21 protein-coding genes are annotated in these 25,810 nt (G+C 69.2%); 9 read left to right on the top strand and 12 right to left on the bottom strand.

Translation table 11 applies throughout. The features are described from left to right. Positions 1-3: 3 nt before the first annotated feature. Positions 4-1,158, bottom strand: coding sequence for an FAD-dependent monooxygenase (locus tag K2W61_RS20800; RefSeq protein WP_175139745.1), 1,155 nt, complete (start codon positions 1,156-1,158; stop codon positions 4-6). A gap of 315 nt (positions 1,159-1,473) precedes the next feature. Here K2W61_RS20800 and K2W61_RS20795 point away from each other — a divergent pair, with 315 nt between their 5' ends. From K2W61_RS20795 to K2W61_RS20780, 4 genes are read left to right on the top strand one after another with little or no spacing between them, the layout of a single operon-like run. Beyond that, positions 1,474-2,307, top strand: a complete 834-nt coding sequence (locus K2W61_RS20795) for an alpha/beta fold hydrolase (protein ID WP_175135933.1) — start codon at positions 1,474-1,476, stop codon at positions 2,305-2,307. Positions 2,308-2,336: 29 nt separating this feature from the next. Continuing rightward, complete coding sequence (locus K2W61_RS20790) at positions 2,337-3,410, top strand: 2,5-dihydroxypyridine 5,6-dioxygenase NicX family protein (RefSeq protein WP_175135932.1); 1,074 nt, start codon at positions 2,337-2,339, stop codon at positions 3,408-3,410. Continuing rightward, positions 3,407-4,051: an isochorismatase family protein gene (locus tag K2W61_RS20785; protein WP_175135931.1), complete on the top strand. Its 645-nt coding sequence runs from the start codon at positions 3,407-3,409 to the stop codon at positions 4,049-4,051. The genes K2W61_RS20790 and K2W61_RS20785 overlap by 4 nt, the downstream gene beginning before the upstream one ends. 28 nt (positions 4,052-4,079) lie before the next feature. Then, on the top strand, positions 4,080-6,365 hold the full coding sequence (locus K2W61_RS20780) for a xanthine dehydrogenase family protein molybdopterin-binding subunit (RefSeq protein WP_236756449.1): 2,286 nt from the start codon (positions 4,080-4,082) through the stop codon (positions 6,363-6,365). A gap of 27 nt (positions 6,366-6,392) precedes the next feature. On the opposite strand, the gene K2W61_RS20775 is transcribed toward K2W61_RS20780, so the two are convergent. Beyond that, positions 6,393-7,679 (bottom strand): cystathionine gamma-synthase family protein, encoded by a 1,287-nt coding sequence (locus tag K2W61_RS20775; protein WP_175135840.1) that lies wholly within the window; start codon positions 7,677-7,679, stop codon positions 6,393-6,395. Between the two features lie 178 nt (positions 7,680-7,857). Between K2W61_RS20775 and K2W61_RS20770 the strand changes: the two genes are divergently transcribed. The 5 genes from K2W61_RS20770 (at position 7,858) to K2W61_RS20750 (ending at position 12,976) form a co-directional block, all read left to right on the top strand. Further along, entirely contained in the window at positions 7,858-8,337 is a 480-nt protein-coding gene (locus K2W61_RS20770) for an Lrp/AsnC family transcriptional regulator (RefSeq protein WP_272909321.1), read from the top strand. A gap of 140 nt (positions 8,338-8,477) precedes the next feature. Further along, positions 8,478-9,596: a porin gene (locus K2W61_RS20765; RefSeq protein WP_175135838.1), complete on the top strand. Its 1,119-nt coding sequence runs from the start codon at positions 8,478-8,480 to the stop codon at positions 9,594-9,596. Then, complete coding sequence (locus K2W61_RS20760; protein WP_236756448.1) at positions 9,593-10,306, top strand: ABC transporter ATP-binding protein; 714 nt, start codon at positions 9,593-9,595, stop codon at positions 10,304-10,306. The genes K2W61_RS20765 and K2W61_RS20760 overlap by 4 nt, the downstream gene beginning before the upstream one ends. Before the next feature lies 1 nt (position 10,307). After that, positions 10,308-11,279, top strand: coding sequence for an ABC transporter substrate-binding protein (locus K2W61_RS20755; RefSeq protein ID WP_175135836.1), 972 nt, complete (start codon positions 10,308-10,310; stop codon positions 11,277-11,279). Between the two features lie 41 nt (positions 11,280-11,320). After that, a complete protein-coding gene (locus K2W61_RS20750) occupies positions 11,321-12,976 on the top strand; it encodes an ABC transporter permease (RefSeq protein WP_175135835.1) in 1,656 nt (551 codons plus the stop codon). Between the two features lie 20 nt (positions 12,977-12,996). Here K2W61_RS20750 and K2W61_RS20745 read toward each other — a convergent pair whose 3' ends face one another. The 10 genes from K2W61_RS20745 to K2W61_RS20700 form a co-directional block, all read right to left on the bottom strand. Then, a complete protein-coding gene (locus K2W61_RS20745; RefSeq protein WP_236756447.1) occupies positions 12,997-14,040 on the bottom strand; it encodes a response regulator in 1,044 nt (347 codons plus the stop codon). Between the two features lie 19 nt (positions 14,041-14,059). Continuing rightward, complete coding sequence (gene cheB, locus K2W61_RS20740) at positions 14,060-15,094, bottom strand: chemotaxis response regulator protein-glutamate methylesterase (RefSeq protein ID WP_175135833.1); 1,035 nt, start codon at positions 15,092-15,094, stop codon at positions 14,060-14,062. After that, positions 15,091-17,352, bottom strand: coding sequence for a hybrid sensor histidine kinase/response regulator (locus K2W61_RS20735; protein WP_175135832.1), 2,262 nt, complete (start codon positions 17,350-17,352; stop codon positions 15,091-15,093). Before K2W61_RS20735 ends, cheB begins: the two co-directional genes overlap by 4 nt. Then, positions 17,349-18,029 carry a chemotaxis protein CheW gene (locus K2W61_RS20730; RefSeq protein WP_236756446.1) on the bottom strand — a complete coding sequence of 227 codons (681 nt, stop codon included), beginning with the start codon at positions 18,027-18,029 and terminating at the stop codon, positions 17,349-17,351. The genes K2W61_RS20735 and K2W61_RS20730 overlap by 4 nt, the downstream gene beginning before the upstream one ends. Continuing rightward, a complete protein-coding gene (locus K2W61_RS20725) occupies positions 18,022-19,365 on the bottom strand; it encodes a CheR family methyltransferase (RefSeq protein WP_236756445.1) in 1,344 nt (447 codons plus the stop codon). The genes K2W61_RS20730 and K2W61_RS20725 overlap by 8 nt, the downstream gene beginning before the upstream one ends. Continuing rightward, positions 19,362-19,898 (bottom strand): chemotaxis protein CheW, encoded by a 537-nt coding sequence (locus K2W61_RS20720; RefSeq protein ID WP_175139738.1) that lies wholly within the window; start codon positions 19,896-19,898, stop codon positions 19,362-19,364. Before K2W61_RS20720 ends, K2W61_RS20725 begins: the two co-directional genes overlap by 4 nt. Positions 19,899-19,904: 6 nt before the next feature. Then, positions 19,905-21,524: a methyl-accepting chemotaxis protein gene (locus K2W61_RS20715; protein ID WP_175135292.1), complete on the bottom strand. Its 1,620-nt coding sequence runs from the start codon at positions 21,522-21,524 to the stop codon at positions 19,905-19,907. A gap of 363 nt (positions 21,525-21,887) precedes the next feature. Further along, on the bottom strand, positions 21,888-23,372 hold the full coding sequence (locus K2W61_RS20710; RefSeq protein ID WP_236756444.1) for an amidase: 1,485 nt from the start codon (positions 23,370-23,372) through the stop codon (positions 21,888-21,890). 132 nt (positions 23,373-23,504) lie between these two features. Beyond that, entirely contained in the window at positions 23,505-24,017 is a 513-nt protein-coding gene (locus K2W61_RS20705) for a PaaI family thioesterase (protein ID WP_175135294.1), read from the bottom strand. Positions 24,018-24,094: 77 nt separating this feature from the next. Next, a complete protein-coding gene (locus K2W61_RS20700; RefSeq protein ID WP_236756443.1) occupies positions 24,095-25,672 on the bottom strand; it encodes an enterochelin esterase domain-containing protein in 1,578 nt (525 codons plus the stop codon). Between the last annotated feature and the right edge of the window lie 138 nt (positions 25,673-25,810).

Below are 25,810 nucleotides of genomic sequence, written 5' to 3'. Positions count from 1 at the left end.
GCGTCAGGCCGCCTTGGCTTTCGGTTCGACCAGCGGCTCGCTGAACACGTCGTAGCCGAAACACCAGGCGGGGTCTTCGTTGGTCCGCAACCAGGTGTTGTCGTGCGAAATGCGCTGCACCTTGCTGGCGCGCTCGGCGCGATTGGCCTCGTACAGCGCGAAAGCCAGTGCGTGATTATGCGCCCCGACTTCCTTGAAGCAACGCACCAGCATCGCGCCGTCCTCGATGGCCATGGCCGCGCCTTGCGCCATGTGCGGCTTCATCGGGTGGCAGGCGTCGCCCAACAGCACCAGGCGGCCACGGCTCCACAGCGGCAGCGGATCGCGCTCCAGCAGGGACCACTTGGTGACCTCGACGGTGGCGTCGATCAGTGCCTGCACCGTCGGATGCCAGCCCTGGAAGGCCTCGCGCATCTCGTCCTTGCTGCTGGGCAGCCAGCGGTCGTTCAGGTCCCACTGCTCGACCGGCACACCGGTCACGTAGTAAAGCTCGTCGGCCTTGCTGGTGACGAAGTACGTCATCATGTGGCGGTCATCGGTCCACCACTTCACGCAGGCGTCGAACGGCAGCATGCCGGCCTTGACCTCGGGGGTCGGGAACACCGCGCGGTGGGCCAGGTAGCCGGCGTACTTGGGGGGCTCCGGTCCCAGCAGTTCCTCGCGGATGCAGGAATTCACGCCATCGGCGCCGATCACGATATCGGCATGTTCGACGCTGCCGTCGGCAAAGCGCATCTCGACGTCATGGCCGCGGTCGGTCACGCCGACCAGATGCTTGGAGTAGGCCATCACGCGCTCGGGCAGCGCCTCGATCAGCAGCGCGTGGAAGTCGCCGCGGTGCACCGTCAGGTACGACGCGCCATAGGTCTTGACGGCGTAGTCGCCCAGGGGAATCTGCGCCAGCACGTCGCCGGTCAGGCCATGGCGGCTGTACCAGAAGTCGGGGTGCGACCCCTGGGCGTTGAGCGCGTCCTCGATGCCGATGCGGCGCAGGATCTTCATGACGTTGGGGCCGACGTGGATGCCGGCGCCCAGGCGCGAGAAACTCGGCGCCTGCTCGTAGACGCGCACGTCGAAGCCTTCCTGCAACAGCAGCGAGGCGGTGGCGGCGCCACCGAGGCCGGCGCCGATCACGGCGATGCGGGGGGATTTAGACAAGAGGCTCTCCTACTTTTCTATGCATACACTCTATTTTTTCCCGATGGGCAATCGGCACCACCGTGGATCCAAAACAGCACGAAGATGTCCAAAACAGTGCATTTTTAAACACATATAGGTAAAAACCACTATGAACATCGGCTTTGCGATTCACCTCGCTGTTTGCAAGAATAGAGCGTCTACACTGTTTTTTTAATTTATCGGAAACCCTAAGATGGATCCGCGCTTCGCGTCATCACGCTCGATCCGCCGCTTGCGTGGCGGCGGCGAAGGCCACCGGATCCCGTCCTGGCATCTACCCACCCGGAGCACGGCATGAGCATTCCTTCCAGCACCTTCCTGTACGGCGCCAACGTCCACGCCAACGGCATCCGCCAGCACTATCTGCGCTATGGCGGCGCGGATGGCGCGCGCGCCGAACGCGATGCGCTCATCCTGATTCCCGGCATCACCAGCCCGGCCGTGACCTGGGGCTTCGTGGCCGAACGCCTGGGCCAGCGCTACGACACCTATGTGCTGGACGTGCGCGGCCGCGGCCTGTCCAGCGCCGATCCCGGGCTGGACTACGGCCTGGATGCGCAGGCCGCCGACGTGCTGGCCCTGGCGCAGGCGCTCGGCCTGCAACGCTATGCGCTGATGGGCCATTCCATGGGCGGGCGCATCGCGGTGCGCGCGGCGCGCAGCCAGCCGGCCGGCCTGACGCGGCTGGTCATCGTCGATCCGCCCGTCTCCGGCCCGGGCCGCCGCCCCTACCCCGCCAAGCTGGCCTGGTATGTGGATTCGATCCGCCAGGCCACGCATGGCATGGACGCCGAAGCCATGCGCGCGTTCTGCCCGACCTGGACCGAGGAACAGCGCCGCCTGCGCGCGCAATGGCTGCACACCTGCCACGAGCCGGCCATCGTGCGCAGCTTCGAGGACTTCGGCCGCGACGACATCCACGCCGACCTGCCGCGCGTGCGCGTGCCGCAACTGCTGATGACCGCCGAGAACGGCGGCGTGGTCGGCGACGAGGACGTGGCCGAGTGGCAAGGCCTGGCGCCCGACACGCTGCACCGACGCGTGCCGGCCGCCGGCCACATGATTCCGTGGGACAACGAGGCCGGCTTCCACCAGGCGCTGGGCGACTTCCTCGAACCGCGCGGCTGAATCCCCCCTTTCTTCACCAGGAGTCCGCCATGCCCGTCAGCGACATCGACCTGATCCGCGCCTGGAAACAGGTGCTCACGCTTTCCCGCCTCGAAGCCGGCCAGACCGTGACCGTGCTTACCGGCGCCGACACCCATCCGCAGACCCTGCGCTGCGCCATCGCCGCCGCCGGCGACATGGGCGCGCGCGTCAACCGCCTCGACCTGCCGCCGGTCAATGGCGAAAAATCCCTCAGCCGCGATTCGCTGGCCTACCTGGGCACCACGCCGCTGACGGGCAACCCGGCCGCCATCGCCGCCCTCAAGGCCAGCGACCTGGTGCTGGACCTGATGACGCTGCTGTTCTCGCCCGAGCAGCACGAAATCCTGCAGGGCGGCACCAAGATCCTGCTGGCGGTCGAGCCACCCGAGATCCTGTGCCGGCTGGTGCCGACCGAAGCCGACCGCGAGCGCGTGCGCGCAGCCGCGGCGCGGATCGGCGAGTCGCGCCAGATGCGCATCACGTCGCGGGCCGGCACCGACCTGCAATGCCGGCTAGGCAGCTTCCCCGCGATTTCGGAGTACGGCTTCGTCGACGAGCCCGGCCGCTGGGACCACTGGCCCAGCGGCTTCGTGCTGACCTGGCCCGACGAGGGCCACAGCAACGGCCAGGTGGTGCTGGACCGCGGCGACATCCTGCTGCCGATGAAGGACTACGTGACCGACCCGATCACCCTGACCGTCGAGCGCGGCTACGTCACCCGCATCCAGGGCGGCCTGCAGGCCGACGTGCTGCGCGACTACATGGCCTCGTATGAAGACCCCGAGGCCTACGCCGTCTCGCACATCGGCTGGGGCCTGCAACCGCGCGCCCATTGGTCGATGCTGGGCCACTACGGCAAGGAAACCCACATCGGCATGGACGCGCGCGCCTTCGAAGGCAATTTCCTCTGGTCCATGGGGCCGAACAACGAGGCCGGCGGCCAGCGCACCACCGCCTGCCATATCGACATCCCGATGCGCCATTGCACGGTGATGCTCGATGACCAGGCCGCCGTCATCGACGGCGTGGTGCAGGACGAACCCGGGCTGGCCTATGCCGCCCGCCGCAAGGAGCTGGCATGACCACCACCGTTCCCGCCGGGGATATCTCGGCCTACGCCCGCCAGGGCTTCGGCACGCCGCTGCCGCTGAAGGCGCCGTTCGGCCTGCTGATCATCGACTTCGTCAACGGCTTCGCCGACCCGGCCGTGTTCGGCGGCGGCAACATCCCACAGGCCATCGAACGCACCCGCGCGCTGCTGGCGCATGCGCGCGAACAGGGCTGGCCGGTGGCGCACAGCCGCATCGTGTTTTCGGACGACGACGCCGACAGCAATATCTTCTGCCTGAAGGTGCCCGGCATGCTGACGCTCAAGGAAGACAGCCACAACAGCGCCATCGTGCCGCAGCTGGCGCCCGCGCCCGGGGAATACGTGGTGCGCAAAAGCACGCCCTCTGCGTTCTACGGCACCATGCTGGCGCCATGGCTGGCGCAGCGCGGCGTGCAGACGCTGGTGGTGGCCGGGTGCGTCACCAGCGGCTGCGTGCGCGCCAGCGTGGTCGACGCCATGCAGGCCGGCCTGCGGCCGCTGGTGGTGTCCGACTGCTGCGGCGACCGCGCGCTCGGGCCGCACGAGGCCAACCTGTTCGACATGGCGCAGAAGTACGCCGCCGTCATGCCGCTGGAGCAAGCCCTGGCCGACATCGGCGCGCTGGCGGCATAATCCCTGATCGGCCCGATCGCCTTCGCCCATGAACCTGCCCCATCCCCGCGCGCAGCACGACGCGCTGCTGACCCACCCTGGCGCGTTGCTGGTCGTGCGCGCGCCGACCGCGCCGCCGCGCCCGGCGCCCGGGCAGCCGGGCGTGGTCTCGGATTACGTCCAGGACACGCCGGAGATCTTCGTGGCGGTGTTGGCCGACGACGCCGCCCCGGACGGCTGGCGCGCGCTGGCCTTCAACGGCCACGTCGACCTGGGCACCGGCATCCGCACCGCGCTGGCGCAGATCGTGGCCGAGGAACTGCACGTGCCGATGGCGCGGCTGGAAATGGTGCTGGGCCACACCAACGCCACGCCCAACCAGGGCCCCACCATCGCCAGCGCCAGCATCCAGATCTCGGCCGCGCCGCTGCGCCGCGCCGCGGCCCAGGCGCGCGAACACCTGCTGGCGTGTGCGGCCCGGCGATGGGGCCTGGCGGCGGATGCGCTGCGCTTGCGCGACGGCGTCGTCCACCCCGCCGACGAGTCGGACACGCGCGCCTTGCACTACGGCCAATTGATCGGCGGTCAGCACACCCGGCTGGACCTGGCCGCCGACGACGGCCAGGTCCGGCTCAAGCCTTCGGGCGACTACACCGTGGTGGGCCGCGCCGTGGCGCGCGTGGACATTCCCGCCAAGGCCACCGGCGAACTGAGCTTCGTGCATGACGTGCGCGTGCCCGGCATGCGCCATGGCCGCGTGGTGCGCCCGCCGCACCCCGGCCGCGACGCTGGCGACTTCATCGGCCGCTGCCTGATCGACGTCGACGCCGACTCCGTCGCGCATCTGCCGGGCCGGGTGCAGGTCGTGGTGCAAGGCGATTTCATCGGCGTGGTGGCCGACCGCGAGGAACAGGCCGAAGCCGCCATGCGCGCGCTCAAGGTGCGCTGGAAGCCGGTGCCGCCGGCGCCGGTGCTCGACGATCTGGCCGCCGCCCTGCGCGCCCACCCCGCGCGCCGCCGCCTGCTGCTGGAGGAAGGCGACGTCGAGGCCGCCTGTGCCGCCGCCCCGGTACACCTGCGCCGCACTTATGTCTGGCCCTACCAGATGCACGCGTCGATCGGACCGTCGTGCGCGGTGGCCGACCACCGCGACGGCCGCCTCACGGTCTGGGCCGGCACCCAGAATCCGCACATGCTGCGCGCCGACCTCGACCGCCTGCTCAAGCTGGGCGAAGACCGCATCGACATCATCCGCATGGAAGCCGCCGGCTGCTACGGCCGCAACTGCGCCGACGACGTCTGCGCCGACGCCGCGCTGCTGTCGGCCGCCGTGGGCGCGCCGGTGCGGGTGCAGCTGATGCGCGACCAGGAACACCAATGGGAACCCAAGGGCACAGGCCAATTGATGGACGTGGCCGCGGCATTGGACGCCGACGGCAAGCTGCTGGCCTACGATTTCGAAGTGCGCTATCCGTCCAACGATGCGCCGCTGCTGGCGCTGCTGCTGACCGGCGGCGTGTCCGGCGAGCCGCGCGTGCTGGAGATGGGCGACCGCACCTCGGTGCCGCCCTACCGTTATCCGAGCCGGCGCATCGTCTGCCACGACACCGCGCCGCTGGTGCGCGCCTCGTGGCTGCGCGGCGTCTCGGCGCTGCCCAGTTCCTACGCCCATGACTGCATGATCGACGAGCTGGCCGAGGCGGCTGGCGCCGACCCGGTCGCGTTCCGGCTGGCGCACCTGGACGATGCGCGCGCCGTCGCGCTGCTGGAAGCCACGGCGGCGCGCGCCGGCTGGCACGGGCGGCCGCCCGGCAGCCGCGGCGCGCCCGGCGCCGACGGCCGCCTGCACGGACGCGGGGTGGCCTACGCGCGCTATGTGCACAGCAAGTTCCCCGGCTTCGGCGCCGCCTGGGCGGCCTGGGTCGTCGACCTGAGCGTGGACCCCGCCAGCGGCCGTATCGCCGTCGCCCGTGTGGTGGTGGGCCAGGATACCGGCATGATCGTCAACCCGGACGGCGTGCGCCACCAGATCCATGGCAACGTCAACCAGACCCTCAGCCGCTGCCTGATCGAACGCGTGCGGTTCGACGCGGCCGGCGTGGCCAGCCGCGAATGGGGCGGCTACCCCATCATGGGCTTCAAGGACCTGCCGCCCATCGACGTACTGCTGATGCCCCGCCAGGACCAGGCGCCCATGGGCGCGGGCGAGTCTGCCGCGATCCCGGGGCCGGCGGCCCTCGCCAACGCCCTGTTCGACGCCACCGGCCGGCGTTTTTACCAGGCGCCGTTCACGCCCGACGGGGTGCGCGCGGCGCTGCGCGCCCCCGCGGGATGACCCGGCGCGGATCGACCCGCGCGGGGCTCACGCCAGGCTGCGGAACGCCTGGTCCATGTCGGCGATCAGGTCTTCCTCATGCTCCAGGCCGATGGAAATGCGGATCAGCCCCTCGGACACGCCGGCCGCATCGCGCTCGGCCGCCGGCACGCCGGAATGCGTGGTCGAGGCCGGGTGGCACACCAGCGACTCGGTGCCGCCCAGGCTGACCGCCGACTTGAACAGCCGCAGGGCATTGATGCAACGGAACGCCTTGGCGCGACCGCCATCCAGCACGAAAGCGAAGGTCGAGCCCGGTCCGGTGCACTGACGTTTGTAGACCGCCTGGTACGCCTCGTCGGCGATGATTTCCGGATGATAGATGCGCACTTTCTCGTGCGGGTTGCCCGCCAGCCATTGCGCCACCCGGGTGGCGCTGCGCGCGGCCTGCTTCATGCGCAACACCACGGTTTCCATCGAGCGCGTGATCATCCAGCACGAATGCGGGTCCAACTGCGAGCCGAAGGCGCTGCGGATGGCGCGCACCTTCTTGATCAGGTCCTTGGAGCCGGTGACCGCGCCGGCCACCAGGTCGCTGTGTCCGCCCACGTACTTGGTCAGCGAATACACGCACAGGTCCACGCCGTGCGCGGCCGGCTTCTGAAAGATGGGCCCCAGCAGCGTGTTGTCGCACACCGAGATCGGGCGATAGCCGTGGCGGCTGGCGAATGCGTCCAGCTCGGCCTGCACCGCCTGGAAATCGATCAGCGCGTTGGTCGGATTGGCCGGCGTTTCCACATAGAACAGCCGCACCGGCCCCTGGGCCGCGGCCGCTTCGAGCGCATCGCGCATGCTGCGCGCCGACAGGCCGTCCTGGATCGGATGCGAGCCGATGCCCCATTCCGGGAAGATCTTGGCGATCAGGGTCTCGGTGCCGCCGTACAGGGGCACCGACTGCACCAACTGGTCGCCCGGACGCAGGAACGCCAGGAACACCGCACTGATCGCCGACATGCCGCTGGAGGTCACCGCGGCGTCCTCCGAGCCGTCCAGCAGCGACAGCCGGTCCTCGACGATTTCCAGGTTGGGATGGTTGAAGCGGCTGTACACCAGCCCGGCCGATTCGCCCTGCGGCAGAGGCTTGCGGCCGGCCACCAGATCGAAGAACTCGGCGCCGTCCTCGGCCGAACGGAAGGCGAAGGTGGACGTGAGAAACACCGGCGGCTTGACCGCGCCTTCGGACAGGAACGGGTCGAAGCCGTACGACATCATCTGCGTTTCGGCATGCAGCGGACGGCCGGAGATGTCTTTCTTGTGATAGCTGGAATAACTCATGGCGTGCCTCTCAAGGGGGAATGGCGGCCTGGCTGGCGGCGGCATCACGGGTATGGACACGATAGCGCCGCCGGCCGGGCGATGCAGCGAGTATGGGCCTGCCGGGCCGCAATGTTCTTTCCATTTATGCTCTTGAAAATGGATAATGGGAAATATCGTTTCTCATATCAAGATAATCATGAAAGGGACTGCCTTGTTACATCAACTTGACGCGATTGATTGGAAAATCATGAAAATCCTTCAAGAAGATGGCCGGCTCTCCAACGCCGAACTGGCCGAGCGCGTGTCGCTGTCGGCCTCGCCCTGCTGGAAGCGCCTCAAGCGCCTGGAAACCTCCGGCGTCATCCGCGGCTACCAGGCCATCCTCGACCGCCGCGCGCTCGGCATGGGCGTGGTGGCGTTCGTCAGCATCTCGCTGGACAACCACACCGAGAAAACCTGCCACGCCTTCGAAGCGGCGGTGGCCGCCATGCCCGAAGTGCTGGCCTGCCACAACACGACCGGCCAGCACGACTATCTGCTGCACATCGTGGCGCGCGACTTCGATGCCTATTCCGAGTTCGTGCGCAACCGGCTGCGCACCCTGCCCGGCGTGAAGGAACTGCTCAGCACCCTGTCGATGCACGAAGTGAAGTCATCGACCAAGCTGCATCTCTGAAAGTCCGTCGGCCGCGGGCCGCGCCGCTCGCCGCCAACGCCTTGCCGAGTGGTCGCCGGATATCGGGGCGTGTCACGAAGCTGTAGCGACCCGCCCCTAGAGTGTCGATTCCGATTGAATCCCAAAGAGGACTTCCTTTCATGAAATCGACTCTCCGCATCGCGGCGGCTGGCGCCTGCCTGTCCGTCTCGGCACTCTCTCCCGCCCTCGCGGCGACGGCCCCCTCCAGTACGGTCCGGCTCTATGGCCTGATCGATACCGGCCTGCAATACCTCAGCAACGGTCCCAGCGGCAACAGCAAGACGGGCATGAGCGCCGGCAACCTGAACGGTTCGCGCTGGGGGCTGCGCGGCACCGAAGACCTGGGCGACGGCCTGGCAACGGTATTCGTGCTGGAAAACGGCTTCAACTCCGGCAACGGCAGCGCCCTGCAAGGCGGCCGCCTGTTCGGCCGCCAGGCCTACGTCGGCCTGTCGAGCAAGCGCCTGGGCCGCCTGACGCTGGGCCGCCACAACACGCTCATGATCGACTGGATGAGCAAATACAACCCGTTCGACAACGCCAACTTCTCCATCAAGCGCCCCGACCCGGCCTTCTCCGACCGCACCGACAACGCGGTGATGTACGTCGGCAAGTTCGGACCCGTGTCCGTCGGCGGCTACTACAGCTTCGGTTGGAACAACGAACAGTCGTTCGACGACAAGACGCGGGGCCGCATGTTCGGCGGCGGCGTGCGGTACCAGTCCGGCGGCCTGAGCGCCGGACTGCTGTATCACTCCAAGCATGCCGACAAGCCCGCCAAGGGCGCCAACAGCGACAACCGCGAAGACCGCATCGTGGCCGGCCTGTCGTACGACTTCGAGGACGTCAAGGTCTACGCCGGCTACCGCTGGCTGGAGCAGAAGCTGACGCAGCGCACCTACAAGAACAACCTGACCTGGCTGGGCGTGGCCTACCGGCCGGTGCAGAACAACCGCCTGTCGTTCGCCGTGTATCACCTGAATGACTCGGTTTGCGACGACATGAACAATGCCGTGTGCCCGGCCGCGCAGGCCGCCGGCACCGGCCAGAAGTCCACCATGTTCGTGCTGGGCAACGAATACGATCTGTCCAAGCGCACCACGGTCTACGCCGTGGCCGCCTATGCGGTCAACGACGATAAATCGGCGCAGAGCGTGGTCGGCGGCAAATACGGCGCCAACGTCGAACCGGGCAAGAACCAGTTCGGCCTGAACCTCGGCCTGCGGCACCGGTTTTGAACGCGCCGGCATCGACCGCGCGCGGCACGGCGATCGCCGTGCGCGGCCTGCGCCACGCCTTCAACGGCCACACCGTGCTGGACGGCGTCGACCTGGACGTGCCCGCGGGCACCGTCCTGGCGCTGCTGGGCCCGTCGGGCTGCGGCAAGAGCACCCTGCTCAAGTCGCTGGCCGGGCTGCTACGGCCACAGGCCGGCAGCATCGCCTTCGGCGATGCCATCGTCTGCGATACGCGGCGCCATGCGCCGCCGGAGCGCCGCGACCTCGGTATGGTGTTCCAGGACTACGCGCTATGGCCGCACCTGAGCGTGGCCGGCAACGTCGCCTTCCCGCTGGAAATGCGCGGTGTCCCCCGGCGCGAGCGGCCGGGCCGGGTGCATGAAGCCCTGGCCCTGGTCGGCCTGGGCGAGCACGCCGCGCGCCGGCCGTCGGAGCTGTCCGGCGGCCAGCAGCAGCGCGTCGCGCTGGCCCGCGCCATCGTGGCGCGGCCGCGCGTGCTGCTGTTCGACGAGCCGTTGTCCAACCTGGACCGCGCCTTGCGCGAATCGCTCTGCGTCGAAATCGGCGCGTTGCTGCGCCGCCTTGGCACCACCGCCGTCTATGTCACCCACGACCATGAGGAAGCCCATGCCCTGGCGCACACCATTGCCCGCATGGCGCACGGCCGCATCGCCGACCTCGTGCTGTCCAACCCCCAGGACTCTGCCTAAAATGCTCCACACTCCCCTTTCCAAACTACTTGCCACGTTCTTTATGACGCTTTCGTTCGGATTGGCCGCCGGCCAGGCCAAGGCGCTGACCGTTTACACCGCGGGGCCCGGCGCCCTGATCAAGCAATTGGCCGCTGGCTTTCACGACAAGACCGGCATCAGGGTCGATGTGTTCCAGGCCACCACCGGCAAGGTCATGGCGCGGCTCGAAGCCGAGTCCGCCAACCCGCGTGCCGACGTGCTGATCTCGGCGTCCTGGGACACCGCCCAGGACCTGGACCAGCGCGGCTGGCTGCTGGCCCACGACAGCCCCAATGCCGCCCAGGTGCCGGCCCGCTTCAAGACCCCGACCTATGTGGCGCAGGGCATCTCGGCGCTGGGCATCGTCTGGAACACGCGCAGCGGCACCCCCGAACCGCGCGACTGGGCCGACCTGACCGGCCCGCAGTTCAAGCAGAAGGTCACCACGCCCGATCCCGCCCTGTCCGGCGCCTCGCTCGACCTGCTGCTGGGCCTGCAAAGCGCCCAGGGCGAAGCGGCCTGGAAGCTGTTCGAGACGCTGCGCGACAACGGCATGACCATCTCTGGCCCCAACGCCCAGGCGCTGACGCCCGTGCTGCAAGGCGCCAAGGCCGCGGTGTTCGGCGCGGTCGACTACGTCTCGTACGCCAGCGTCGAGAAAGGCGAATCGATCAAGGTGATCTTCCCGTCCAGCGGCACCGCCATCGCGCCGCGCCCGATGATGATCCTCAAGACCACCAAGGTGCCCGACCAGGCCCGCCAGTTCATCGACTACGTGCTGTCCGAGGACGGCCAGCGCGCCGTCGCCGATGCCTGGCTGATGCCGGCGCGCCAGGACGTGGCCGGCAAGCGGCCGCTGTTCAAGGACCTGACCCTGCTGCCCGAAACCGCGCCCGGCGCCTCGCGCGCCGACGTGCTGGCGCGTTTCGCGCGCCTGTTCGGCCAACACTGACAGGCCGGGATGCCGGCGCGCCCGGCATCCCTTCTCCCACCATGAAAAGCGTTTTCCTCCTGGCGGCCATTACCGTGGCCGCCCTGGGCGTGCTCGTCGCCCTGCCGATGGCCTTCGTCGCGCTGCAGGCCGTCTTTCCCCACCTGGCCGAAGGCTCGTTGCGCGACCCCTTCGGCGCCTGGGCCGCCACCCTGGCCACGCCGGCCGCGCTGACCCTGCTGGGCGGCACGCTCAAGCTGGGCCTGGGCGTGGCCGCCGTCAGCGCCGCGATCGGCATTCCGCTGGGCGCCCTGCGCGGGCTGTTCCAGGTGCCGCTGGCGCGGTTGTGGGACCTGCTGTTCCTGGTGCCGTTCCTGCTGCCGCCCTACATCGCGGCGCTATCGTGGACCATGGCGCTGCAACCGCGCGGCTACCTGGAACAACTGGCCGGCTTCAACCTCGGGCCGCTGCTGTTCTCGCCGGCCGGCGTGACGCTGGCGATGGGCCTGGCGATCTTCCCGGTGGTGTACTTCGCCGTCTCGCGCAGCATGGCCGCCACCGGCGCCCGGCTGGCCGAGGTGGCGCGCGTGTTCGGCGCCGGCCCCTGGCGCGCTTTCCTGCGCGTGACCCTGCCACTGGCCTTGCCGGCCATCGGCGCCAGCCTGCTGCTGGCCTTCACCCTGGCGATCGAGGAATACGGCGTGCCCGCGGCCCTCGGCGCTCAGGCCGGCGTCGCCGTCATGACCACCGCCATCGAACGGCGCCTGGCCGACTGGCCCATTGATCTGCCCGGCGCGGCGCTGTTATCGCTGGTGCTGGTGGCGCTGGCGCTGACGGCCTACGCGATCCAGCGCGCGCTGGTGGCCGGGCGCGGCTTCGAGACCACCACCGGCAAGCCCGCACCGCTGGCGCGCGGTCGGCTGGGAGCCTGGCGCTGGCCGGTACTGGCCCTGTTCGCAGCGGTGGCGCTGGTGGCGGTGGCGACGCCGCTGGCATCGATGCTGGCCGCGGCCCTGACGCGCCATGTTTCCGGCGGCCTGTCGCCGGACAACCTGACACTGGCCAATTTCGCGGCGCTGTTCCAGGCCGGCGGCGAAGCCTGGCAGGCACTGTCGACCAGCCTGCTGCTGGCCTGCGGCACCGCCCTGGCGGCGGGCGCGGTGGGCCTGCTGGCGGCCTGGTGCGTGGCCGGCCGCCATGTGCCGGGCGCGGCCGTCATTGACGCGCTGGCGCTGCTGCCCGCGGCGCTGCCCGGCGTGGTGGTTGGAGTCGGCCTGATCCTGGCCTGGAACCAGCCGTTCTGGCCGGCCTCGCCCTACGGCACCTGGGGCATCCTGCTGCTGTCGTACACCTGCCTGCTGCTGCCGTATCCGGTGCGCTACGTCGGCGCGGCGCTGGCGCAGCTCGGCGCCAACCTCGAAGCGGCCGCGCGCGTGCACGGCGCCAGCGCCGCCGCGGCGCTGCGCCGCGTGGTGCTGCCGCTGGTGCTGCCGGGCCTGGCGGCGTCCATGCTGATGGTGTTCGCGGTGGCCTCGCGCGAACTGGTCACCTCGCTGTTGCTGGCGCCGGCCGGTGTGCAAACGGTATCGGTGTTCGTGTGGCGGCAGTTCGAACAGGGTTCGGTCGGCGAAGGCATGGCCATGGCGGCGGTGGCGGTCGGCATCAGCCTGACGCTGATGCTGGCGGCCACCTCGATGCGGCGCGGCGCGCGCGCCTGATAGGCGGCGGGGCCGCCGCCTCAGGCCGGCCCCGCCGCCTCGCCGGCCGCCGACATCTCGCCCTGCACCACGCGGTTGCGCCCCTGGTGCTTGGCCTGGTAGAGGCCGCGATCGGCGACCTGGATCAGGTCGGTGCAGGGCCGGTCGGCCACCGGCACGGCGGTCGCGGTGCCGATACTGACGGTCAGCCACGGACCGCCGCCCATATCCTTGCGCGGAATCTGCATGGCCTCGACCGCGCGCCGCAGCTTCTCGGCGGCCAGGCGGGCGCTGCCGGCCGGCGTGCCCGGCAGCACCAGCGCGAATTCCTCGCCGCCGAAGCGCGCGGCCAGGTCGGTGGAGCGGTCGCAACTGGCGAAAATGGTGTTGGCGACGCGCTTGAGCGCCTCGTCGCCGGCGATATGGCCGTAGGTATCGTTATAGGCCTTGAAGTGGTCCACGTCGATCATCAGCATGCTGATCTCGCGGCCATCGCGGCGCGCGCGCAGCCACTCGGCATTGAGGTATTCGTCGAAATAGCGGCGGTTGCCTAGCCCGGTCAGGCCATCGGAATTGGTCAGGCGGCGCAGCTCCATATTGCTTTCCAGCAATTGCTGCTGGCTCTGGCGCAGCGCCTGGTAGGCCTCGTCGCGCTGCACCAGCGCCAGGTACGAGCGCGAGTGGTAGCGGATGCGCGCGACCAATTCGATGGAATCCGGCAACTTCACCAGGTAGTCGTTGGCGCCGGCCGCGAACGCGGCGCTCTTGATGGCCGGATCCTCCTTGGTCGACAGCACGATGATGGGAATGTCCCGCGTGACCGGGTGGTTGCGGTATTCCTGCACCAGGCTCAGGCCGTCTACGCCCGGCAGCACCAGGTCCTGCAGGATCACCGTGGGCCGTGTCTGCACCGCGACGGTCAGCGCTTTGTAGGGGTCCGAACAATAGTGGAAGTCGATGTTGCCCTCCGTGGCCAGGGCCCTGCGGATGGCCTCGCCGACCATGACCTGGTCATCGACCAGCAGCACCATGGCCGCGAGCGAATTCAGGTCGGCCGAGGCCTGGCTGTCGATGGGAGGATGCATAGTGTCTTTCCTTGATTTTCTAGCTATGCCCGGCGGGTGTGGCAAACGCCTGGACCAGGCGGGCTGCGATCTTGTCCAATGGGTGGATTTCAGCGGCGGCCTGCATCGCGGCGGCCGCCTTGGGCATGCCGTAGACCGCGCTGGTGGCCTGGTCCTGGGCAATGGTCAGGCAGCCGCGATCACGCAGCGCCTTCAGGCCGCGCGCGCCATCCTGCCCCATGCCGGTCAGCAGCACGCCAACGGCCTGGCCCTGCCAGTGCTGCGCAACGCTATGGAAAAATACATCGATAGAGGGACGGTACAGGCTTTCCTTCGGATTCTCGGTGTAACGCAGCGTACCATCGGCCAGCAGGTGCAGATGGTCGTCGGTGCCGGCCAGCAGCACCTGTCCCGCCACCGGCCGTTCGCCCTCGCGCACCAGGCGCACCGGCAAGTCGACCTGATCGTTGAGCCAGTCGGCCATGCCGGCGGCGAACACGGCGTCGACATGCTGCACCAGCACAATGCCGGCGGGAAACGTCACCGGAATATCGCGTAACAACTGCGCCAGGGTGGCCGGCCCGCCGGCGGACGCGCCAATCACCAGCAGGCCCTGCGACGGGCCGGACTGGGCGGCGCCGCGGGCCACCGGCGCAAGGGTCGTGCGGGTGCTGCCGTAGCGGCCGATCAGCCAGCCGATATTGCGGATCTTGCGCAGCAATGGCGCCGCGGCGCTGCGCAGGTCGGCGCCGCCGACCACCGGCGTATCGACCGCGTCCAGCGCGCCATAGCCCATGGCATCGAATACGCGCGCGGTGTGGCGCGCCACGTCCACCGTGACCACCACGATGGCGCAAGGGGTTTCGGCCATGATGCGGCGGGTGGCCTCGACCCCGTCCATGACCGGCATGATGAGATCCATCAGCACCACGTCGGGCCGGTCGCGCACGCACAACTCGACCGCCTGCTGGCCATTGGCCGCGACCCAGGCGACCTCCAGACCCGGCTCCAGCGCGATGGCGCGCCGGAGGGTTTCCACCGCCATTTGCAGATCGTTGACGATACCGATTCTCACGTCAGCGCCTTTCCGATGAGGTCTTCCACGGCGTCCAGCAAGGCATCGTCGTGGAAACTGCCCTTGGCCAGATAATAGTCGGCGCCGGCATCCAGTCCGCGCCGGCGATCCTCTTCGCGATCCTTGTAAGACACTACCATCACCGGCAGGCTTTGCAACTTGGGATCGGCCTTGATGCGCGACACCAATTCGATTCCATCCATGCGCGGCATGTCGACGTCGGTCACCACCAGGTCGAAGGCCTCGTTGCGCAGCATGTTCCAGCCGTCCATGCCATCCACCGCCACCGCCACCTCGAAACCGCGGTTCAGCAGCAGTTTGCGTTCCAGCTCGCGCACCGTCAGCGAATCATCCACCACCAGCACGCGCTTGCGGCGGCGCGCCTGCGCCACCGGACCGCCGCCATCGACCCGCGCCAGGCGCCCGCCTTCCACCAGTTTCTGCACCGACAGCAGCATGTCCTCGACGTCCAGGATCAGCAGCGGCGTGCCATCGTCCATCAGCGAACCGGCCATCACGTCCTGCACCTTGCCCAGGCGCGGGTCCAGCGGCTGCACCACCAGCGTGCGCTCGCCCACATAGCGGTCCACGGCGATGCCGTAGTGCTTGTCATGGTCGCCCACCACCACCACCGGCAGCGTCTCGGCGGCCGGCGCCGGTTCGCCGGCGCGCAGGATCTGGCGCGCCGACACCAGGCCGATCTGGCGATCCATGAAGCGGAAATGCTGGTGTCCTTCGAGCTGCTCGATGTCCTGCGCGCGTACCTGCAACGCATGGCTGACATAGGCCAGCGGAAAGGCGTAGATCTCGCCCTGCACCTCGACCAGCAGGCTGCGCACTACCGACAGCGACAGCGGCATCTCCAGCACGAACCGCGTGCCCTGGCCGGTCTGCTGGTGGATGCGCACGGCGCCGCGCAGTTGGCGCACCATGGTCTGCACCACGTCCAGGCCGACGCCGCGGCCCGAGATCTCGGTGACTTCGCCACGCGTGCTGAAGCCGGACAGGAACAGGAACTCCAGCAATTCGGCCTCGCTCAGGCGCGCGGCCGTCTCGGCGTTGGTCAGCTTGCGCTGCACCACCTCGAACCGCAGGCGGTCCAGCGAAATGCCGCCGCCATCGTCGCTCAGTTCGATCAGCAGCATACCGGCCGCGTGGCGCGCCGACAGGCGGATCAGGCCCTCGGCCGGCTTGCCCGCCGCCAGCCGGTCCATCGGCATCTCGATGCCGTGGTCGACCGCGTTGCGCAACAGGTGCATCAGCGGCGCATCCAGCTTGTCCAGGATGTCGCGGTCGACCTGGGTCGAATCGCCTTCGATTTCCAGCCGCACCTGTTTGCCCAGTGACCGTCCCAGGTCGCGCACCATCCGCGCCATGCCGCCCAGGCCATCGCCGAACGGCCGCATGCGGCAGGCCAGCGCGGTGTCATACAGGCGCTGCGCCAGGTGGCCCATGCGCCAGCCGAATTCATCGACCTCGCTGGCGCGCTGCGCCAATTCCTGCTGGCAGGCCTGGACGATGCGCTGGGCATCGTCCAGCGCCGCCTGGCTGCGGGCGTCGATAGGCTCGCCGGCCAGCGAGGCGCGCAGGCTGTCCAGCGCCTGGCCGGCGCCCGATTGCAGCCGCCGCAGCCGCAGCATGGAAGCACTGAAGGGCGCGATCCAGTGCGATTCCACCAGGGTTTCGCTGGACAGGCCGAGCAGCTTGTTGAGCGTGTCGGCGGTCACTCGCAGCACCCGCTCACCCTCGCCCAACACTTGGTCCGAACTGCGGCGCGCGGCCGGCGGCGCGGCGGACGCATCGTCCGGCTGCGGGATGGGCGGCAGGAAGTCCGCGGCCTTGGGCGGCCTTTCCGGCGCCGGCGCGGCCGGCGGCGCATCGGGCGCATTCGACAGCCTGGCGACCAGCTCGTCGATCTCTTGGCCCAGCTCCACGCCCGGCGTGGCCACGCGTTGCAGCAGGTCCGTGCCCAGCAGCAGCGCGTCGATATCGGCGGCCTGCAGGCGCAGGCGCCCTTCCTGCGCCGCCACCAGGCAATCCTCCATGGCGTGCGCGATGCGCACCGCGGGGTGCAGGTCGACGATGCGCGCGGCGCCCTTGAGCGAATGCGCCGCGCGCATGCAGGCCTCCAACTGCGGCGCCGAAGTCGGGTCGTGCTCCAGCGCCAGCAGGCCGTTGTTCAGCACCTGCACCTGATTGCGGGTTTCCAGCTGGAACAGCTCCAGCAGCGAGGCATCGCGCATCTGGTCCGGGTTCACGCCAGGCTCCGTTCCAAGGCTTGCATCAACAGGGTCTCGTCCAGCACGCCGACGCTGCGCTGACCGCAGCGCACCATGCCCCGCGAGTATTTCAGGCTGGCGCCCTCGACCGTGGCCGGCAGCGGCAACAGCGCCTGCAGGTCGGCGCCATGGATGCCTTCGACCTCGTCCACCGGCAACACCACCGCCCGCCCGGCGCCGCCGAACAACAACATGCGCGCGGCGGCCGGGCGCTCGCGGCCGCTATCGACGGTGGCGCCATCCAGGCCCAGCAAACGCCCCAGCGACACACAGACGGTCAGCGTGCCGCGCATATTGGTCACGCCCAGCACCGCCGGATCGCGCCGGTGCGGCAAGGGCAGGATCGCGCGGGTCGGCGTCACTTCATCCAGCGCCCGGGTCGGCAAGCCGAGCCATTCCCCGCCCAGGCGGAACACCAGCAGCGACGACAGCCGCGCCTGCGCCGCGTCGTCCCGGCCGGCCGCGACCGCCTCGGCGCCGCTCTGCGGCGGCAGGCGGTCCAGGATGCGCTTGGCCGCCCCGGCATAGACTGGGCAATTGCGGCAATGCACATGCTCGGACAGGCGCTCGCAGCTTTTGTCACCGCGAATACCGATGCGGTTCCAGCAGTCGTCCACCTCCGCCAGGCGGGCCAGGGCGTCGAGTGTGTCAACCACGGCGGCCCTCCTGGCGCGCGGCGCGCGCCTGCAGGCGGCGGGCGCCTTCGTGGTCGCCGCCGGCCGCGATCAGCGCGGCCAGGTGCAGCAGCGCCTCGTGATGGGTCGGATCCAGGTACAGGGCCTTGCGATAGGCGGCCTCGGCCTGGCGCGTATCGCCCTCGGCGTCCTGCAACAAGCCCAGCAGGTACAGCGCCTGGGCGCTGGCGCCGTGCGCGCCGAGGTGAGCGCGACAGCGCGCCATCGCCTCGCCCACCGATCCCTGGTCCGCCAGCCTGGCGATGGCGCGCAGGTCCGCTTCGATCCCGGCGGCGGGCGCGACGGCAGGCGCGGCCTTGGCCGGCGTCAGGCTGGCGGCAGGCGCCAAGGTCGCGGCCGACGCGGCAATCGCCGGCGCGGCGGCCGGCGACCGTGGCCGCCAGACGGGCGCCGCAGCCATGACAGGCCGCGGCGGCGTGGCGCGTGACGCCAGCGCATCGACCCGCGCGCGGTCCACTGGCACCCCGGGCGCCCAGGCGGCGGCCTCGACCGGCGCCGTCGGCTCCGCGCGGAAGGCGAAGGCGTGCGCCAGCGGCACTGCCGGCAGGCGCCGCGCCGTCATCAAGCTGGTTTCGGCCGGCCCCATGAAAAGCACGCCGTCGCGGCGCGCGAAACGCCTGAGGATCGTGACCGCGCGTTCCTGCGTGGCGCTGTCGAAATAGATCAGCAAATTGCGGCAGAACACGAAATCGTAGGGCTGGACGTTGGGCAGCAACTGGGCATCGAACAGATTGCCGGCCAGAAACCGCACCCGCGCCTTGACCCCATCGGCCAGTTGATGGCCCTCGGCAGTCTCGGTGAAATAGCGGTCGCGGTACGCCAGGTTCTCGCCCCGGAACGAATTGCGGCCGTAGCGGGCACGCCGCGCGAATTCGACCATGCGCTCGCTGATGTCGACCGCATCGACCTGGAAGCGCGCCGCCGGCACACCGGCATCCAGCAACGCCATGGCGATGGAGTACGGCTCCTCGCCGCTCGAACAGGGCACGCTCAGCACGCGCAGCACGTGGGCATCGGCGCCCGGCGCGAACAGGCGTTCGCGCGCCAGCCTCGCCATCGCGGCCAGAGATTCCGGATAACGGAAGAACCAGGTTTCCGGCACGATCACCGCCTCGATCAACTGCTGCATCTCGGCCGGCGAGGTCTGCACCCGCATCAGGTAATCCTGCTCGTCGTCGACGCCCACCGCCTGCATGCGATGGCGCACCGCCCGCTCGACCGCGGCCGCGCCGATGGAACCGCTGTCCAGGCCCATCTTGCGCTTGAGCACCGCGCTGAAGTCGTCCACCATCATCATGGCCGGGCGCCTCCCGCGGCGGCCGGCTCGGCCGCGAACAGCAGCGCGCGCACCGGCTCGGGCAACAGGTCGGCCACCCTCACCGCCTGCACCATGCCGCGCGCATCGCTCAGCACCGGCCCGAGATAGCGGGCCTGCGGCGTATCCAGTCCCGCCGGTTGGAAAGCCGCCGGATCATAGTGCGCGGTCTCGGTGGCCTGCTCCAGCACCAGGCCCAGCTGGCGCTCGCGGTGCTCCTGCGCCGGTCGGTAACGCACCAGCGCCAGGCGCGTGCTGGTCACCCGGGCCGCCGCGCCGGCGCCAGCCAGCGCGCTCAGGTCTATGACCGGCACGGCCGCGCCCCGGCAATCGAACATGCCCGCCACCCAGGGCGGCGTGCCCGGCACCTGCTTGAACGCGCGCATGCCCAGCACTTCGATCACGTCACCGGCATCCAGCGCATAGCGGTCCGCGCCGATGCGGAACAGCAGATACAACCGGCGCCGGCCGGTGCCGCCGGACGCCGCCAGCGCAAGCGGGGCAAGATCGGTCATGGCGGGTCAGACCTTGAAGCGCGACACACCGCTGCGCAGGTCGTTGGCCACCAGCGTCAGATCCTCTATCGCCGCGCTCGACTGACGCAACGATTCCACCGTCTGCTGGGCCGCGTCGCTGAGCTGCTGCAGCGCCTGGTTGATCTGCTCGGCGCCGGTGGCCTGCGCCTGCATGCCTTCGTTGACCATCTGCACGCGCGGCGCCAACGTCTGCACCTGCTGGATGATCTGCGACAGCTGGTCGCCCACCTGCTGCATGTCGGCCATGCCGCGCCGCACCTCTTCCGAGAACTTGTCCATGCCCATGACGCCGGCCGACACCGACGACTGGATCTCGCGCACCATCTGCTCGATGTCGTAGGTGGCGACGGCGGTCTGGTCGGCCAGGCGGCGGATTTCGGTCGCCACCACCACGAAGCCGCGGCCATACTCGCCGGCCTTCTCGGCTTCGATGGCCGCGTTCAGCGACAGCAGGTTGGTCTGGTCGGCCACCTTGGTAATGGTGGTGACCACTTGCGTGATGTTGCCGGCCTTCTCGTTCAGGATGGCGAGCTTGGCGTTGACCGAGCCGGCCGCGCCCACCACATTGCGCATCGTGTCTTCCATGCGCGCCAGGCCGACCTGGCCGTTGCCGGCCAGCGATGCGGTCTGCTCGGCCGCGCCCGACACTTCCGTCATGGTGCGCACCAGTTCGCGCGAGGTCGCCGAGATCTCGCGCGAGGTCGCGCCGATCTCGGTGGTGGTGGCCGCCACTTCCGACGCGGTGGCCTGCTGCTGCTTGGAAGTGGCCGCGATTTCGGTCACCGAGGTCGCCACCTGCACCGCCGAGCGCTGGGTCTTGGCGACCAGGCCGGTCAGCTCGTCGACCATGCCGTTGAAGCCGGTCTCGATGGCATTGAACTCGTCCTTGCGCGCCAGCGTCAGGCGGCGCGACAGGTCGCCGCCGCCAGTGGCTTCCAGCGTCTTCACAATGCTGCTCATGGGATTGACGATGGCGCGCATCAGCAGCACGCCGCAGATGATCGCCGCCACGATCGCCAGCCCCAGCGACACCAGCATGGCGACTTCGGCCTTGTCGACCGCCTTCTGGATATCGATGGCCGACTCGTCGGCCAACTGTTTGTTGGCTGCCACCATGTCGGCCAGCACGTCGCGCCCGGCATAGAAAGCCGGCCGCAGCTCGGACTTGATCTTGGCCTGGACCCGCAGCGGATCGGACAGCATCGCCGGATCCAGGATCTCGGCACGGATATGCATGTACGCCTGCAGCGTCTTCTCGAATTCCGCGAACATGCGCTGGTCTTCGGGGCGCACGATGGTGCGGCGATATTGCTCGATGTCGTCCATCAGGCGCTGATCGTTCTTGGGCAGCGCCGCCAGGCCGGCCTGGCGCTCCTGCTCGGAGTCACTGTGGAACGCGTCCTGCACCACGACGAAGCCGGCAAACCAGGAACCGCGGATCGCCGTGCTGTAGTAGATACCTGGCACCGCGTCGGTATTGATTGCCTTGGCTTCGGCCTCGACCTGCAGCAGCCGCTGGTAATCGACCACCACCATCAGGGCCATGATGGCCAGGATCACCAGAAAACTGGCGATGATGCGCTCACGTAGTGTCAGATTCTTCATACCGGGGCCCTTGTGCAGTATCGGCTCGCCAACGCCCTTGCCAGCGCCGTTGACGTTTTCGGCGGCCGTCCCGGGCCGCCCGTCGCCCATCGTTGACAGAATGTGGGAATAGTCAGCGATTATTGCAAAGGCGCGCCCGCTCAGCTACGGAAAATCAGGGAAACCCTCCCCTTTCCGGCCGCTTCCGTCGGAAAAACGCAAAGCCTACTTACAAGAAACTTGTCTTTTGGTGTGACAACGCGTACGAAAGCCCGCAAGCCTGCGGGCATTTCCTGGCGGCGGCGGACGGCGCCACGCCGGCGCCGGCAAGCCGGACACGAAAACCGCTGCGCCTGGAGGCCTGTCGACGCAGGCAGGAGCCGGTCACCCCCCTTGCTGGCGCCACAACCCTTGCGGCGGCCGGGCTTGCACCCAGTCGCGTATCCGCTCGTGCGCGTGCGCCAATTGCAGCACCGCCAGATCGCCCCGCGGCGGGCCGATCAACTGCATGCCCATCGGCAGGCCGGCCGCGCCAAACCCCACCGGCACGCTGACCACCGGGCAGCCGGCCAGGGTCCAGGGCGTCACGGTTTCCATCCAGCGGTGGTAAGTGTCCATGGGCCGTCCGGCGATCTCCTTGGGCCAGTCCAGCCGGGCATCGAACGGAAACACCTGCGCCGACGGCACCGCCAGGTAATCGACCTCCTCGAACATGCGCAACACGGTCTGGTACCAGGCGCTGCGCTCCTCGGTGGCCTGATAGACCTGGCGCGCCGTCATGCCGTCCAGCCCCTCGACCTCCCAGATCAGTGCCGGCTTGACCAATTTTCGGGTCTCGGGATCGCGCACCAGATCGTGATATTGGCCGCCCACCATCAAGTGGCGGTGGGCCAGCCAGATGCGCCACAGCCGCTCGCCCGCGAACGGCACGCGGTAATCGTCGACCCGGCAACCCGCCGCCTGCAGGTCCGCCAGCGCCTGCGCACACAGCTCCAGGATGCCCGGCTCCATCGGCAGATAGCCATTCCAGTCGCCCAGCCAGCCAATGCGCTTGCCGCGCAGGTCCGCATCCAACGGCTGCGCGAAAACGGCCGGATCATCGCCCAGCGACAGCGGCGCGCGCGCATCGTGCCCGGCGATGACCGACAGCATGCACGCCATGTCGCGCGGCGAACGGCCCATCGGGCCTTCGTACGACAGTTGCTTGAGGAACACCTCGTTGGACGGCCCACTGGGCACCAGTCCGGCCGACGGCCGCATGCCATAGACGTTGCAGAACGCCGCCGGATTGCGCAGCGAACCGCCGAAGTCGCTGCCGTCGGCCACCGGCAGCATGCGCGCCGCCAGGGCCGCGGCCGCGCCGCCGCTGCTGCCGCCCGCGCTCTTGGACGCATCGTAGGGATTGACGGTGGTGCCGTAGACCGGGTTGTAGGTATGCGATCCGAGACCGAACTCGGGCACGTTGCTGCGCCCGACAAAAATCGCGCCGGCCGCCCGCATCCGCTCGACCAGGATGGAATCCTGCGGACTCACGTAGTCCTTGTACACCAGCGATCCCATCGACGTGACCATGCCGCGCACGGCAGTCAGATCCTTGGGCGCCTGCGGCATGCCGTGCAGCCAGCCCAGCCATTGCCCGGCCGCCAACTGCGCATCGCGCTCATCGGCCTCGCGCAGCAGTTCATCCCGCTCACGCCGCGCCACCAGCGCATTGAGCGCCGGGTTGACCGCGTCGATCTGGTCCAGGTAGGCCGTCATGACCTCGCGGCATGACAGCCGCCGCTGGCGGATCGCGTCCGACAGCGCATGCGCGGGCATGGCGACGATATCGTTCAGGCGGCCGGTGGCCGCCGGCGTGGCTGCATTCATGGTGTTGTCTCCGCTTTTTTCCTGGCAGGCCGACGATACTACGCCAATGCCGCACCCGCCGCGCGGTCCGGCCCGAAGCGGTCGGGCCGGGCAAGCCATCGGGCCGCCCCGCCCCCTGCGCCCCGCCCGCTTTCAGGCCGGCGGACGCGCGAACACCAACAGGGTCGATGTGGCCGACGCCAGCAGGCGGCCCTGGGCATCGGTCAGCTTGGCCTCGGCATACGCCACCCGCTGCCCGAACGACAACACCCGGCCCTCGGCGCGCAACCGGCCGCTGTGGCGCGTGATGGCCTTGTGATAGGCCACCTTCAATTCCAGCGTGGTGTAGGCCTGCTCGGCCGACAGCCGTGAATGCACCGCGCAGCCGCAGGCTGAATCGAGCAACGTCGCGGCGTAGCCACCGTGCACGGTGCCGATGGGGTTGTAGGCATGCGGGCCCGGCGTGCCCGCGAACACCGCCAGGCCCTCCTCGGCCTCGACGAAATCGAAATCCAGCGACACCAGGATGCCCGGCTTGCGCCCCGAGGCCAGCAGCGCGCGCAATTGCGCCAGGCCATCGAGACCGGCGCCGGTCTGGTCGACCAGGCTGGGTTCGCGTTGCGGGGCAGCGGCGGCGCCACCCGCCAGGGTCGAATCGGAAGTCATGCGGGAAGCTCCGGGATGGGGGAATGACGATGCTTGAATATGACGATTATCATATATCAATCCCTCCCCCCACGGTTTCAACGCGCCGGCGCGCCCGCGCCGATCAAGTCGATCAGGCCATCGGACAGCGTGCCGCGCCAGCTCAGGTAGTCGTGCCCCCCTGCCACCTCCCGATGGGTGACGACATAGCCTTTGGCCTGCAAGACATCGCGCAGATGGCGGTTGGTCTCGAAGATGCCCGGCTGGCCGGCGCGCCCCGTCTCGAACTGGCCCGCCACCAGATAAAAGCGGATCGGCAGCCTGCGCACTGCCGCGTATTGGCGCGTCAGCCACTGGTCTTCGCCGCCTGGCTGGCCCCACCAATACGAGCCCGACTGGCTCAGCACATTGCCGAACACTTCCGGGTGGCGCAGCGCCGCATACGACGACGCCAGCCCGCCATAGCTGGAACCACCGATCACGGTGCGCGCGGCGGGCGCCGCGATGCCCTGACGCGCGGCCCAGGGCATCAATTCGCGCGCCAGGAAGTCGGCGAAGTCCGGATTCGGCGGCAGCTCGAGGCCACGCGATTCGGCGGTGGGATTGGAGATCAGCAGCGCCGCCGTGGGGGGAATCACGCCGGCCGCGATCATGTTGTCCAGGATGATGGGCGTCGGCACCCGGTTAAGGTACGGGCCGGCATCGAACAACACCAGCACATGATTGTCGGCCCCACCCGGCCGCCAACCGGCCGGGCGATACAGTTGGATGTCACGGATATTACCGAGAATGGCGCTGGTGATCGGGCGCGTCTCGACCGTGCCCGGCGTCACGCCCGCGCGCGGCGCCACCCACGGCTCGGGCGGCGCATCGGCCAGTTCCAGCACAGAGGCGTACTGGAAGGCGTCCACCCCGCGTGCCGGATAGGGCTTGGGATTGAGCGGATCGGCCTGCGCCGTCGCCAAAATGGCGCGCCGCCGCGCCACGTCCGGGCCGGGCAACTCGGGCACGTCGGGCGCCAGCTTGTACGACAGGCGTGTCGAGCGCGGCAGCACGAAGCTCGCGTACCAGACATCGGACGCGCCCAGCCGCATCAGCATCGTATGGTCATGCCCGGGCCCGCCGAACAGCCGCACGTTGCGCTCGGCCCCGCGCCAGAGGAAGGTGACCCGGTCGTGCGTGGCGTCAACAGGTTCGACCAGCGGCGTGCCCCGTGCCGCCATGTCGCGCCAGAATGCCTCGGTATTGCCACCCTGTGTCAGTTCATGCGCCAGCGCCGCCAGGCGCGGACTGTCGATGGCGGGCGCCGGCGCGTGCTGCGCCTCCAGCGGCACGCGTTGGCTAAGCGTCCAGCGGTAGGCGCCCTGTCCGCTCGCGCGCACGGTATAGCGGCCGTCGGCGGGCGCCACCAGCATCAGCCCGCCGGCGGGCCGTTCGGCATCGCTCAGGCGCCGCAGGTGGCGTCCGTCGGCGTCCAGCAGGTCTATCGCCACGCCCGGCGCGGCTTCCCACTGGCCGGCCACGAACTCGCCCCTGGACAGGGCCAGCGCCGTGTCCACCGGCACACCGGGCGCTACCCGGCCTTGCGCGCTTTGAGCCAGCACGGCGCCCGGCCCCGCGGCCAGCGCCAGGGCGAGCCAGCGGGCGCGCCACAGATTGTTTCTCTTGGAATGCATCTTGTTGTTCCCCACCCGCGGCCGCCCTGCGACGCGCGAGCGCCGGCGCGCGGACACGAATCGGTATGAGGGTTGCCGAAAACGAAATAAGTATCATTATTGCCTAAAAACAGACCAATCCGGCCGAGCCCCCCCGCC

The sequence above is a fragment of the Achromobacter pulmonis genome (assembly GCF_021733725.1).
Lineage (GTDB): Bacteria > Pseudomonadota > Gammaproteobacteria > Burkholderiales > Burkholderiaceae_B > Achromobacter > Achromobacter pulmonis.
This window is presented reverse-complemented; position numbering and strand designations above follow the sequence as displayed.